The sequence below is a fragment of the Myxococcus llanfairpwllgwyngyllgogerychwyrndrobwllllantysiliogogogochensis genome (assembly GCF_006636215.1).
GTDB lineage: Bacteria > Myxococcota > Myxococcia > Myxococcales > Myxococcaceae > Myxococcus > Myxococcus llanfairpwllgwyngyllgogerychwyrndrobwllllantysiliogogogochensis.
On record NZ_VIFM01000041.1, the window covers coordinates 16,216 to 29,077 of the forward strand.

Here is a 12,862-nt window from a genome sequence, read left to right on the forward strand (position 1 = left end):
GGCTAGTCCCCGCGCAGGGCCACCATGGGTGAGGCGATGAGGCACGCGCCCACCCGAGCCTCCAGCGCGGCGGCGGCGTCCTCGCACGCCTCCACGCCGGTGGCGACGATGAGTTCGCGGCTCCACGGCTCCTCCGTCGTGCCGCCGACGCCGGTTCCGCCCCGAGGAAGGCTGAGGCCCACGAAGGCCACGGCCGCCGCGGCGGCCATCGCCATCTTCCCCCAGTGTCGCCACTGTCCCTCGCGCCGCGCGTGACGCACGGGCGCCTGGGGCTCGTGGGCGAGTCGGGCCTCCAGCGCGGCGAAGCTCAGCGCGGGCCGGGCGGGCTCGCGGCGCGCGCGCTGGGCCATCCACCCTCGCTCCAGTCGCTGCCACGCCAGCGCGTGTTTGCAGGCCGCGCAGCCTTCCGCGTGCGCGCGCACCCTCGCGGCATCCTCCGGTGCCAGCTCTCCTGCCAGCAGCGCGTCCAGCTCGCTCTCGCGGCACGTGCTCATGGGCGTCCTCCTCCGACGTGCGCCGCCAGTTGCTCGCGCAGGCGCAGGCGCGCGCGGTGGATTTCGTTCTTCACCTTCGGCAGCGACCAGCCCATCACCGAGGCAATCTCCTCATAGGCAAGCCCGTGGTCGATGCGCAGCAGCAGCGCCGCCCGCCGCTCCGCGTGCAACATCCCCAGGGCCTCCGTCAAAAGCCCCGCCAGCTCCTGGTCCAACAAGAGGTCCTCCGGCGACGGCGTGGGCAGGACCGCCTCCACCTGGTGGGCGTGCTCCTCGTCCGCCACGTCCACGTGGACCCCCCGGGTGCGACGGGACTCCAGATAGACATGCCGGGCGATGCCTAGAAGCCACGAGCCCACCCGGTCCTCGTCGCGCAGCGCGCTCAGCCGCGAATGGGCGCGCACGAAGGTCTCCTGGGTGGCCTCGTCCGCGGCGGACTCGTCGCGCAGGAGGTCTCTCAAGAAACGCCAGACGCCCGGGGAGTGCCGCTCGAAAATCGTGCGGAAGGCAGCGGGGTCTCCCGTGCGCGCCCGGCGCAGCAGGCCTCGCTCCCCATCCGTGTCGGATGGAGGCGCACCCACCAGGACCATCTTCACCGCGGAGAGAAGAGCCACGGCTCCACCGTGTCACGAGTCGCCCGGGAGTTTCAGCGGCCCTGTCGAATCTGGATTCGACAGGGTGTCACGCGTGCCCGCCTGGTCTTCTCCCGAGGGCCGGGAGCCAACCTTGTTGGGGAACTGGCGTTGTTGGTATGAGAATCCCATGTCTTCCGATTACGCCCGCCCGGACGCGGCTTCGGCGGCGCACGCTCCGCGTCTGCATGGGCATCTGCCCGTGCTCGACGGTGTGCGGGGCCTCGCGGTCCTGCTGGTCGTCTTCTTCCACACCACGCACTTGAGCGACCAGAGCGTCGCGGGGCGTGCCACCTGGTGGCTGGCCGGTGCGGGGTGGACGGGAGTGGACCTGTTCTTCGTCCTCTCCGGCTTCCTCATCACCGGCATCCTGTGGGAGGCGAAGGGGCAGACGTATTACTTCCGCAACTTCTATGCGCGCCGCGTGCTGCGCATCTTCCCGCTGTACTACGCGGCGCTGGCCGTCTCGTTCCTCGTCCTGCCGTCGCTGGCGGGGCGGCTGAACCTGGATGAGCGCATCACCACGGACGGCGCCGTCTGGTACCTGCTCTACTTCTCCAACTTCTACCAACTCTTCATCGACACCACGCACCCCATCCTGGGCGTGGTGTGGTCGCTGGCGATTGAAGAGCAGTTCTACATCGTCTGGCCCTTCCTCATCGCCGCCGTCTCCTACAAGGGCGCCATCCGCCTGTGTCTTGGCACCATCGCCATGGCGGTGGCGGTGCGCGTGGGCCTCACGCTGTACGGCGCCAGCGAGGAGAGCACCTACGTGGTGACGTTCTGCCGCGTGGACTCGCTCGCGCTGGGGGCGCTGTTGTCGCTGGCGCTGCGACATCCGGAGGGCAAGGGGCTGTCCGCCTTCCCGTGGATGCGCTGGGCGCCATGGCTGGCATTGCCCATTGTCGCGGCGGTGATTGTGTTGCCGGTGGGCCCGGCCTTCAAGACGGTGCTGCGCACCGGCGGCTACACGGCGGTGGGCATCCTCTACACGGTGCTGGTGTACCGCGTGGTGTCCGCGAAGCCGGGCACGCTCCTGCACCGCTTCTTCTCCAACCGCGTGCTCCTGATGTACGGCAAGTACAGCTATGCCATCTATCTGGTGCACTCGCCGCTGGATGCCATCCTCCGGCGCACCGTGCTGAAGACGCCGCTGAAGGAAGTGGGAGGCTCCGACTTCCCCATGCAACTGCTCTTCTACGTCGTGGCCGCGTCGCTCTCGTTGGGCATTGCCCTGGTGAGCTGGAACCTCTTCGAGAAGCACTTCCTCAAGCTCAAGGACTACTTCCCGTACAGCGAGCGTCCGGCTCCGGCCCCGACTCCGGCCCCGAGCGGCACTCCAGGCGCCGCGAGCTGAAGGGGACGCGCGCGGGAGCCATCGCGTCCCGCGCGCCGTCGTGCGCGCCGTCAGTCCGGCTGGATGAGCGCCTTGGCGACGAGCAGGGCCCACGCCTCGGCGGAGTCGAGTTCCGCGCGGGCGCCGCAATAGCGGTCCATGCTCTCGTCGGAGCTGTCTCGCAGGAAGATGGCGTCATGCAGCTCGCGCTGCGCACGGCTGAGCCAGAGGCTCGCCTGGAGGCGCAGCTTGGCCGCCGCGTGAGGGTCCTTCAGCGACTGACCAGGCGTCAGCAGCTCATGCTCTTCGGGATACAGCACCGTCATCTTGTTGTAACCGGCATGCTCAAGTGTCGTAGTCATGGTTTGAGAATGTGAACCGAGCGCCGAGCAGGCACCTGTCCGCTCGGGCAGGTGTCTGTCTTGTAGCGAGCACACCGCGCCCAGAAGCCATCCAGAGCGGAAACTTCCGGACGGTGCGAATTCTGTGCGCCGCGTCAGGCTTTACTTCAGGCTCTTCATGTCGATGACAAACCGGTATTTCACGTCACCCTTGAGAAGTCGGGTGTAGGCGTCATTCACCTGCTGGATGGGAATCACCTCCACGTCGGAGACGACGCCGTGCTCACCGCAGAAGTCGAGCATGTCCTGGGTTTCCTGGATGCCGCCGATGCTGGAGCCGGAGAAGTTGCGGCGCTGGCCGATGAGGGCGAAGGGCTGGACGGGCAGAGGCTTCTCCGGGACGCCGACGAGGACGAGGCTGCCGTCGATGCGCAAGAGGCGCAGGTACGCGTTGATGTCGTGGGGCGCGGAGACGGTGTCGAGCACGAAGTCGAGCGTGCCCTCGCGCGCCTTCATCTCCGCCTCGTTGGAGGAGACGACGACTTCATGGGCGCCCAGGCGCAGCGCGTCCTGCTTCTTCTTGTCGGTGTGGCTGAAGACGATGACGTGCGCGCCGAAGGCCCGCGCGAACTTCACGCCCATGTGTCCCAGTCCGCCCAGGCCGACGACGCCCACGCGCTGACCGGCCTTCACGTTCCAGTGCTTCAACGGAGACCAGGTGGTGATGCCCGCGCACAGGAGCGGCGCGGCGGCGGCCGGGTCCAGGTTCTCCGGGACGCGCAGGACATAGGCCTGGTCGACGACGAGCGCGCTGGAGTAGCCGCCCTGGGTGGGCTGCTGGCTTTCGCGCTCCCGCGAGTTGTACGTGTACGTCGGACCGCGCTCGCAGTACTGCTGGAGGCCCTGCTTGCAGGCATGGCAGGTGCGGCAGGTGTCGACCATGCAGCCGACGCCGACGGAGTCGCCGACCTTGAACTTCTTCACGTTGGCGCCGACGCGCGTGACACGGCCGATGATTTCGTGGCCGGGGACCATGGGGAAGATGGAGCCGCCCCACTCGTCGCGGGCCTGGTGGAGGTCGGAGTGGCAGATGCCGCAGTACTGGACGTCGAACTGGACGTCGTCGGGGCCGGGCTCGCGGCGCTCGAAGTTGAAGGGGGCCAGCGGGGACTTGGCGTCCTGGGCGGCGTATCCACGAACGGGAATCATGGGAGGTCCTTGATGGGGGTGAGCGAACGCATGGAATATGCGCGGGGGGCCCCATTCGCGAAACCAGTGGAATCAGGACACGTCATGTAGAAAAACTTCGCAATGGCCTTTACCCCGCTGAACGCGCTGAACGCATTCCTCGCGGTGGCTCGCAGGCGCAGCTTCGCGGCGGCGGCGGCGGACCTGGGCGTTTCCTCCTCCTCGCTGAGCCAGTCCGTCCGCCAGCTCGAGGCGCGACTGGGCGTGGCGCTGCTGACTCGCACCACCCGCAGCGTGGCGCTCACCGAGCCGGGGCGCCGGCTGGTGGAGAGCGCGGGCCCGTCGGTGGACCAGGCGCTGGCGGCGCTGAAGGTGGCGGCGGCCCAGCCCGGCGAGGTGACGGGGCTGGTGAAGCTCACCGTGCCGACCGTGTCCGTGAGCCACGTCGTCGCACCCGTGCTGACGCGCTTCCTGGCCCGCCATCCCCGCGTGGAGGTGGAGCTGCGCGTCGAGGACTCCATGGTGGACATCGTCTCCGAGGGCCTGGATGGCGGCATCCGCTTCTCCGAGTCCCTGGAGCGGGACATGGTGCAGGTGCGCCTGTCGGAGGGCTTCCGCTTCGTGGTGGTGGGCTCGCCCGCATACTTCAAGCGCCGCGGTGTCCCAGAGAAGCCGCGCGATTTGCTGACACATGACTGTCTTTGCATCCGCTCCGGCACCACCGGGGCGCTCTATCAATGGGAGCTGGAGCGCGGCGCGCGAAGCTGGCGGGTCCCCGTGCGGGGGCCGCTGGTCACCTCGAACCACCATGCGTTGATGGAGTTGGCCGAGTCGGGGGTGGGCTTGATGTATGCCTTCGAGCCGGAGGTGGCGGACCGGGTGAAGCGGGGCATGCTGCGCATCGCGCTGGAGCCCTATGCGGCCCACGTGGATGGCTTCTTCCTCTACTTCCCCAGCCGCTCCCACGTGTCCCCTGCGTTCCGCGCCTTCGTGGACGTGGCGCGCGAGGTGACCTCGGAGCCGCGGGCTTCCGAGTCGCGTCCCTCGCGCACCCGCTAGCCCGGCGGGGGAGCTCAGGCGCTGGGGATGCCCCGGGCGCGGGCCCTGACACGGGCGGCTTCCTCGAAGGCGCCGGCTTCCTCCAGCGCGGTGGCGGCGCGGAAGTACAGCAGCGCGGCCTCCATGTGTCGGAAGGCGGAGGCCTCCGCGTTGGCGGCGGCGACGAGGTAGGGCGCGGCGCGCTCCGGCTCCTTGCCCTCCAGCCAGTGCTGCGCGACGACGACGGGGGCGGCCTTGCGCTGCTCCAGCGCGCTGGCCAGCCTGCGATGGAGCAGGGGAATCAGCGACGGGGGAATCGTCTCCCGCACCACCTCGAAGAGCAGGTCATGGGTGAAGCGCTCTCCGCGCAGGATGTGCGCCGCCTCCAGCTCGGAGACGTGCGCGGCGAGCGTCAGCGGCGTCATCTCCAGGACTTCGACGGCCAGCTCCAGCTCGAAGGACGTCTTCGCGAGCGCCGCCAGCCGGGCGACTTGAAGCGCCTGGGGAGACAGCCGCTCCAATCGCTGTTGAATCAAGTCCCGGCCCCGGCCGGAGGGGTGGATGTGTTCGGGCCAGCCCCGCTCCAGTCCGCCCGACTCCAGCAGGTGGCGCAGCGCCTCCATGATGAACAGGGGATTGCCGCCCGTGTAACGCATCACGTTGTCCGTCAGGCCCTCCGCGCCCGCCAGCTCCAGGCTCCCCAGCAGCGAGCCCACCGCGTCCGTCTCCAGGGGCTCCAGCTCGATGACGATGGCGAGCCCCGCCTCCACCAGTTGCTGGATGCAGGCGACGGCCACTGGCGACAGCTCGCCCTTGCGGAAGGTGTCCACGAAGTGGGGGAAGGAGCCACCGGGCTGCGTGTCGTGGCGACGCGACAACATGAGCAGGGCGAACTCCGCGGTGGCCGCGTCCATGTACTGCAAGTCATCCGCGACGATGGCGTCCAGCCCGGCGCACAATTGGTAGACAACCTGACAGTTGGCTTCCAGGAAGCGGCTGCGGTCCGCCTCGTCCACCATGGGCGAAGGCAGTCCCTCCGAGCCGGCCAGGTCTGGCATCAGCCGCGCCAGCTCGCGGCGCACCCACGGCTCCAGCTTGGGGTCCGGACGCCGGGCCAGAATCTGTCGCAACAGCCGCACGTGCGTGGAGTAGGCCACGTGCATCTCCCCGGGGCGCGACTCCAGGATGAGGTGGTTGCCTCGCGAGGCGGCGAAGTCATGCGCCAGCCGCGTCTTGCCCACCCCGGGTTCGCCGCTGAGGAAGATGGTCAGCCCCGCCGCCCAGGCCTCCTCCATCCGCGCCCACTCCCGCTCGCGCCCCACCAGCACGGGCGGACGCAGCACGGACAGGGGCAGCTTCGCCGCCAGCGCGCGCGGGGCGTGGGACGCGGTGGGGCCCCGCTCGATTTCCCGCGCCAGCGCCACCGTCTGCGGCAGGGGCTGCGTGTCCAGCTCCTCGCGCAGCAGGCGACGACAGCGCTCGAAGGCGTTGAGCGCGGCCATCCGGTCTCCGGACACGTAGTGCAGCCGCATCAGCCTGCGCCACGCCTCCTCCGAATACGGGTCCATGCCCAGCAGCTTCTCCGCCAGCACGAGCGCGCCGGACAGGTCCCCCGCGCGCTCGCGGGCCTCCGACTCCGCGGACGCGGCCCGCCGGCGCAGCTTGTCCAGCCGCTCCCGCGCGCTCTCCAGCCACGCCTGGAACTCCGGGCAGTCGTCGAACTCCAGCGCGGCCAGCAGCACGCCCTCCTGCTCCAGCACACGCGCGTGGCGCCCGGCCAGGGCATGGGCCTGGAGTTGAGAGGCGTCAATGGTGATGCCTTCCACCAGCGACAGCACATCCCCGCCCTGCACCAGCTCCGCGCCCGTGGACAGACGCAGCCGGCGCAAGAGCTGTCGCATGTTGTTTCGGGCGGTGACTTCGCTGGACTCGGCCCACAACAGGCCCGCGAGACGGTACTTCGGGTGCGGGCCTTCCAATGCCAACCACGCCAGCACCGCGGCGGTGCGGCGCTCCAGGGGCAGGTGTGCGCCGTCGTGCCGCAGGCGCGCTTCGCCGAGCAGCTCCAGATGAAAGACTTGCGTCTTCACCGCGTCGTCGCCTGCCATGGCCTCCGGAGTTCCAAGAATGAGAGAGCGCGTTTCGCGTAACGTAACACGTCGCACCCGATGCTCCCTCACGGGTAGGGATGACCCCAGGCAGGGTCCGAGGTACCGCCTGCTTTCCCTCTCGAATTTCCAGGACACGGCAGCTCGCCGTCACGAACGGACGACGTTGCGAAACCTTTCGTGCGGTCACACCCTGGTCACACCTCATTCGTTATTGATTGCTCCAGACTGAATGGACCGGGGGCTCTCATGGTTTGTGACAAGCAGCAGGCCGACATGGAGGTTGATGTCATCATCAGCGGCTGCGGTCCCGTGGGAGCCCTGACATGCAATCTGCTGGGCTCCCTGGGCGTGCGGACGCTGGTGCTGGAGCAGGACCTGGCGCCGCATGGACAGCCGCGCGCCTTCTCCTGCGATGACGAGGCGTTGCGCATCTACCAGTCCACGGGCCTGGGCGCCGAACTGCAGAAGGACATGCGGGAGAACCGGTTCGCCGAATACGTGGGTGAGACGGGCAAGCGCTTCGCGGAGGTGCACACCGGCTCGGCGGATTTCGGCTTCGGCTACTCGCCGCTGTGGTTCTTCCACCAGCCGAAGGTGGAGGGGGTGCTGCGCGAGGGCATGGGGCGCTTCCCCCACGTGAAGCTCCAGGTGGGCGCGAGCGTGGAGAGTCTGGAGCAGGACGCGGCGGGCGTGACGGTGCGCTACCAGCTCTTGCAGACGGGCGAGACGCGCACGGTGCGCGGGCGTTACCTCCTGGCGTGCGACGGCGCGCGCAGCGGCGTGCGCAAGGCGCTGGGCATCAAGATGTCGGGGCGGGCCTACGGGGAGCCCTGGCTGGCGGTGTCCGGCTCGGTGGAGGGTGATGCGCCGGAGCTGTGCCGCTTCGTGTGCGACCCCAAGCGCCCCGCCTTCGTCGCGACGGGCGCGGTGGGCCAGTTCCGGTGGGAGTTCATGCTGATGCCGGGGGAGACGCGCGAGGAGATGGAGCGGCCGGAGACCATCAAGAAGCTCCTGGCGCCCTACATCGACCCCGAGCGCGTCCACGTGGAGCGCGCGCAGGTCTACACGTTCCACTGCCTCAACGCGGCGCGCTGGCGGGACGGCAACGTCTTCCTGCTGGGTGACGCGGCGCACACCATGCCGCCCTTCATGGGACAGGGGCTGGTGTCCGGCATGCGCGACGCGTCCAACCTCGCGTGGAAGATTCAGCGCGTCGTCCGGGGCCTGGCGCCGGCGTCGCTCCTGGACACCTACGAGGAGGAGCGTCGCCCGCACGTGGAGGCGGTGCAGAAGCTGTGCGTGCGAGTGGGCCATCTCTTCCTCGCTCGCAACCGCTGGGTGGCGGGTGCGCGCGACATGGTGATGCGCGCGCTGCAGCGCATCCCCCGGGTGCGCCGCTTCATCCAGGGCTTCGAGTTCAAGCAGCCGCCGATGCACGAGCGCGGCTACTACCTGGGCGGCGGGCACGCCCCGGAGTCGGCGGAGGGCACGTACTTCATCCAGCCCAAGGTGCGGTTGCAGTCCGGCAAGGAGGTGCTGCTGGACGACGCCATCGGCAACGACTTCGCGGTGTTGTGCCGGGCCAACGCTCCCTCCGCGCAGGTGGCGGCGGCGCGCGGGCTGGCGGAGGCCCTGGGTGCGCGGCTGCTCGCCGTCCAGTCGTCGGGCGCGGACGGGAGCGACGTCCCCGCGGTGGAGGACATCACCGGGAAGCTGGGCGACTGGTTCTCGCGCCATGACTCGGACGTGGTGGTGCTGCGGCCGGACCGCTTCGTCTTCGGCGCGGTGAAGGCGGAGCGCCTGCCGGAGCTGCGCGACGCGCTGGGGGTGTGACGGACCCTCGCCCGCGTGCCTCGTGGATATCCGAGGGGTGCGCGGGCCCCCCGTCCCACGGGGGCGCGGTGTGGCGCGACGCGCGTCGCAGGCAGGGCGTGGGAGCACGGGAAGACAGTCGGTGCCCGAGTGCTCGACGCGACGCCGAGGTCCCTACCTTCAGGGCTGAGACGCTCATGAGGGGGGACCTCGATGACGACGCGCGGCACGCGGCACATTCATTCCATTCATTGCATCCTGCCTCCGTATCTCCTGCGCTCCATCGCGGAGAACGGCACGCCGCAGCAGCGCGTGAAGGCCCTGCACACCGTGGCCACGGACAGCACCTTCCGGGCGCTGCGCTTCGCGGGAGGTCGGGTGGCCGCCTCCACGTCATCGGTCCGCCGGATGCCGGCGATGATGGTGGAGTCCCAGCGACAGCGGAGCATCTACGACTTGAAGGGCGAGGAGGCCTTCCCCGGGACGCTGGTGCGCTCGGAGGGGCAGGGGCCGTGTGGAGACACCGCGGCCGATGAAGCCTTCGAGGGCCTGGGCGCCACGTATGACTTCTTCTGGGAAATCCTCGGGCGCAACTCCATCGATGGGGATGGAATGCCCTTGCAGGCGTATGTCCATTACGGGCGGGACTACGACAACGCCTTCTGGGACGGGCGTCGCATGGTGTTCGGCGACGGGGATGGTGAGTTGTTCAATCGCTTCACCATCGCCCTGGATGTCATCGCGCACGAGCTCGCCCACGGCGTGACGGAGGATGAAGGGCCGCTGTGGTACTTCCGGCAGGCGGGCGCGCTGAACGAGTCGATGTCGGATGTCTTCGGCTCCCTGGTGAAGCAGCGGCTGCTCGGTCAGACGGTGGACCAGGCGGACTGGCTCATCGGAGCGGGGCTGCTGGCGGAGGAGGTGGAGGGCACGGCCCTGCGGTCCATGAAGGAGCCCGGGACGGCCTTCGACGACGACGTGCTGGGCAAGGACCCGCAGCCCGGACACATGCGCGACTACGTGAACACGTGGGAGGACAACGGCGGGGTGCACATCAACTCTGGCATCCCCAACCGAGCGTTCTGCCTGACGGCCATGAGCCTGGGAGGCAGCGCGTGGGAGCGCGCGGGACGCATCTGGTACGAGGCCATGAGGGACCCGCGCATCATGCCGGACACGAACTTCTCCGACTTCGCGCGCATCACCGTCATGGCCGCCACCCGGCTGTACGGCGCGGGCAACGAAGAGGCGGCCGTGAAGGAGGCCTGGGAAGAGGTGGGCATCCGCGTCTCGCGCGACAGGGTGTCCATCCCTCAGTGGGGGCCGGGTGGTGGTGGCGTCCAGCCGGGAGCCTGAGCCGTGTCGCGTGACAGCGTTCGCATCCAGCTCTCGCAGGAGGGAGGGCTCGCCGCCTTCCCGGGGCTCGCCCGCCCGAGGAGCGTGGAGCTGGGCGAGCTTCCCGCCGAGCAGGCGGAGGCGATTGAACAGGGGCTGCGCGACGCGCGCTTCCATGAGCTGCCGTCCGTGGTGGAGGGCTCCGGCCCGAGGGGCGCCGACCAGCGCCAGTACACCCTCACCGTGGAGGAGGGGGCGCGGCGACACTCCGTGAAGCTGGTGGAGCCCGTGGAGGACCCCCACCTGCGCGAGCTGCTGTCCCTGGTGAGGCGCGCCACGCGCCGCCGCGGTGGACACTGGAACTAAGGGCTTAGTTGACGAAGAACTAAGGTCTTAGTAGTAATGCTGGCCACGGAGGACACCCATGGCCAGACAACCCGAGCCCGAGGCGCCCCGGCCGTTGACGCCGGTGGAGCTCGAGCTGATGCACATCGTGTGGAAGCAGGGCGAGGTGAGCGTGGCGGACGTGCTGGCCGCGCTGCCGGCGGAGCGCGCGCTGGCGTACACGTCCGTCTCCACCGTGCTGCGCATCCTGGAGCAGAAGGGCGTGGTGGTGAGCCGCAAGCAGGGGCGGGGACACCTGTACTCGGCCACGCTGCCGCGCGAGACGTATGAGGCGCAGAGCCTGCGCCACCTGGTGGACACCGTCTTCGATGGAACCCCGTCCGCGCTCGTGGCGCGACTGGTGGAGGCAGTGCCGCTGGCGCCCGACGAGGTGGAGCAGATCCGCAAGCTGCTGAAGGGCAAGGCGGGCAGGTCGTGAGCGGCCTCGTGTCCTTCTATCTCGCGGTGGCGTTGCTGCTGCCGGTGGCGTTGCTGCTCGCATGGGGGGCGCTGGCGCTCCTGACGCGGCTGGGATGGCCGCTGTCCGCGAGGCAGGCGCTGCGGGTGGGGCGCGGGGCGCTGGCCCTGGTGCTCCTGCTGCCGCTCCTGGCGATGGGCGCGCGGGCACTGTCTCCCGCGGGGCCGCTGTTCACGTTCGAGCGCTCGGTGGCGCGACAGGCGGAGCGGCTTCCCTCCACGGTGTGGACGGGAGGCGCGAATGTCTCCGTACCCGTGGCTCGTGGGACTGCCTCCGTGCCGGCGTCCATTTGGATGCTGTTGTCACTGGGTTGGTTGTCTGGCGCGGGGCTCTTCATCGGGCGGGCGCTCGTGCGTCACGGGCGACTGTTGCGTCGACTGGAGGCGCTGCCTCGGGTTCGCTCGGTGGGGCGCGTGGTGGTGGTGCTCGGGGAAGAAGGGACTCCGGCGTTCTCCGCGTGGTTCCCTCGTTGGGGACAGCGTCCGTGCGCGTGGGTGGTGGTGCCTCCCGCGCTGCTGGAGGACGCGGAGTCGTTGCGGCTCACCGTGCTGCATGAGCTTCAGCACCATCGTCAGCGCGACACGCACCTGGCCCTGGGGCGACTGGTGCTCACGGGGGCCTTCTTCTGGCATCCGGCGGCGCATGGGTTGTCGGCATGGCTCGCGTCGCTCCAGGAGCTCGCCTGTGACGAGGCGTTGGTCGCGAGCGGCCGTGCCCAGGCCCAGGCCTATGCGCGCTGTCTGCTCCAGGCGGCGCTGCGTCTCCCGGGCGCTCCGCCCGTTCCCGCCGGTGCCACCGGCATGTCTCATCCCACGCAGAGGAGAATCCACATGCTGTTCCAGCCGCGTCCCCGCCGCACCCATGCCGTCCCCGCGCTGCTCGCCGCGCTGTCCCTGCTGTTGCTTCCCGTGGCCGTCCTGGCGCAAGGCGCGGCGCGTGGCCGCGCGGTGACGCAGGCCGATGCGGAGGCGCTCGCCCGGACGAGTCAGCCTCGGGGGGATTTGCCCATCGTGGTGGATGCGAAGGTGGTGGAGCACCTCAACCGCCTGGTCGGCACCGACAAGGGCCGCGCGTTCATGAAGCGGGCCCTGGAGAACCTGGGGACGCACCGCGCCGCGCTGACGGCGACGCTGCGCTCGAAGGGGCTGCCCGAGGGGCTGCTGGCGGTGGCGGTGGTGGAGTCGGCGGTGACGAACATGCCGGAGACGGATGGTCGGCCGTCACTCGCGCCCGGAATGCGTGGGGCGGGCGTGTGGATGTTCATCCCGGAGACCGCGCGTCGCTATGGGTTGGAAGTGAGCGCGGCGCGTGACGAGCGACTGGACGTGGCGCGTGAGACGCAGGCCGCGTCGGCCCTGCTGTCTGACTTGCATGCGCGCTATGGCGACTGGCGATTGGCGCTCGCGGCGTACAACCAGGGTGAGAAGAAGGTGGACCAGGCACTGACCGAGGGCGGCAGCCGCGATGTGACGGCGCTCATCGCGGGCGGCCACCTCAATGACTACGTGGCCACCGTGCAGGCCGGACTGCTCATTGTCCGCAATCCGCACCTGTTGGATTGAGGCGTCGGGCCCGCGTGTCGCGGGACCTCATGGGATTCGATATGGCGCGCTATAAGGTGCGCCCTCTCGCTGGTCCCGGGGTCCACATGCGAAGCCGCATCGTGTCTGGAGTCTGTCTCGCCACCTGGTCGTTCTGTGTATTGTCCGCCTG

At 69.4% G+C, this 12,862-nt stretch carries 12 protein-coding genes; 7 read left to right on the top strand and 5 right to left on the bottom strand.

The window, feature by feature from the left end; translation table 11 throughout:
* Window positions 1-2: 2 nt before the first annotated feature.
* Window positions 3-494 carry an anti-sigma factor family protein gene (locus FJV41_RS12975; RefSeq protein WP_141642773.1) on the bottom strand — a complete coding sequence of 164 codons (492 nt, stop codon included), beginning with the start codon at window positions 492-494 and terminating at the stop codon, window positions 3-5.
* Complete coding sequence (locus FJV41_RS12980) at window positions 491-1,108, bottom strand: RNA polymerase sigma factor (RefSeq protein WP_141642774.1); 618 nt, start codon at window positions 1,106-1,108, stop codon at window positions 491-493. The genes FJV41_RS12975 and FJV41_RS12980 overlap by 4 nt, the downstream gene beginning before the upstream one ends.
* 148 nt (window positions 1,109-1,256) lie before the next feature.
* Between FJV41_RS12980 and FJV41_RS12985 the strand changes: the two genes are divergently transcribed.
* On the top strand, window positions 1,257-2,483 hold the full coding sequence (locus FJV41_RS12985) for an acyltransferase family protein (RefSeq protein ID WP_141642775.1): 1,227 nt from the start codon (window positions 1,257-1,259) through the stop codon (window positions 2,481-2,483).
* Between the two features lie 50 nt (window positions 2,484-2,533).
* Here the strand turns inward: FJV41_RS12985 and FJV41_RS12990 are convergent, their stop codons facing one another.
* Window positions 2,534-2,824, bottom strand: coding sequence for a FruA-associating protein, FapA (locus tag FJV41_RS12990; protein WP_141642776.1), 291 nt, complete (start codon window positions 2,822-2,824; stop codon window positions 2,534-2,536).
* Window positions 2,825-2,965: 141 nt separating this feature from the next.
* Window positions 2,966-4,012, bottom strand: coding sequence for an NAD(P)-dependent alcohol dehydrogenase (locus FJV41_RS12995; protein ID WP_141642777.1), 1,047 nt, complete (start codon window positions 4,010-4,012; stop codon window positions 2,966-2,968).
* A 102-nt stretch (window positions 4,013-4,114) separates the two neighbouring features.
* Between FJV41_RS12995 and FJV41_RS13000 the strand changes: the two genes are divergently transcribed.
* Entirely contained in the window at window positions 4,115-5,050 is a 936-nt protein-coding gene (locus FJV41_RS13000) for a LysR substrate-binding domain-containing protein (protein ID WP_141642778.1), read from the top strand.
* A 14-nt stretch (window positions 5,051-5,064) separates the two neighbouring features.
* On the opposite strand, the gene FJV41_RS13005 is transcribed toward FJV41_RS13000, so the two are convergent.
* Entirely contained in the window at window positions 5,065-7,137 is a 2,073-nt protein-coding gene (locus FJV41_RS13005; RefSeq protein ID WP_141642779.1) for an ATP-binding protein, read from the bottom strand.
* A 249-nt stretch (window positions 7,138-7,386) separates the two neighbouring features.
* Between FJV41_RS13005 and mhpA the strand changes: the two genes are divergently transcribed.
* The 5 genes from mhpA (at window position 7,387) to FJV41_RS13030 (ending at window position 12,711) form a co-directional block, all read left to right on the top strand.
* On the top strand, window positions 7,387-8,973 hold the full coding sequence (mhpA, locus tag FJV41_RS13010; RefSeq protein WP_141642780.1) for a bifunctional 3-(3-hydroxy-phenyl)propionate/3-hydroxycinnamic acid hydroxylase MhpA: 1,587 nt from the start codon (window positions 7,387-7,389) through the stop codon (window positions 8,971-8,973).
* 192 nt (window positions 8,974-9,165) lie between these two features.
* Window positions 9,166-10,308 (top strand): M4 family metallopeptidase, encoded by a 1,143-nt coding sequence (locus FJV41_RS13015; RefSeq protein ID WP_141642781.1) that lies wholly within the window; start codon window positions 9,166-9,168, stop codon window positions 10,306-10,308.
* 3 nt (window positions 10,309-10,311) lie between these two features.
* On the top strand, window positions 10,312-10,653 hold the full coding sequence (locus tag FJV41_RS13020; RefSeq protein WP_141642782.1) for a protealysin inhibitor emfourin: 342 nt from the start codon (window positions 10,312-10,314) through the stop codon (window positions 10,651-10,653).
* Between the two features lie 58 nt (window positions 10,654-10,711).
* A complete protein-coding gene (locus FJV41_RS13025) occupies window positions 10,712-11,110 on the top strand; it encodes a BlaI/MecI/CopY family transcriptional regulator (RefSeq protein ID WP_141642783.1) in 399 nt (132 codons plus the stop codon).
* The gene (locus FJV41_RS13030; RefSeq protein WP_141642784.1) at window positions 11,107-12,711 is read left to right on the top strand and encodes a transglycosylase SLT domain-containing protein; all 1,605 of its coding nucleotides are present in this window, start codon (window positions 11,107-11,109) and stop codon (window positions 12,709-12,711) included. Before FJV41_RS13025 ends, FJV41_RS13030 begins: the two co-directional genes overlap by 4 nt.
* The last annotated feature ends 151 nt before the right edge of the window (window positions 12,712-12,862 follow it).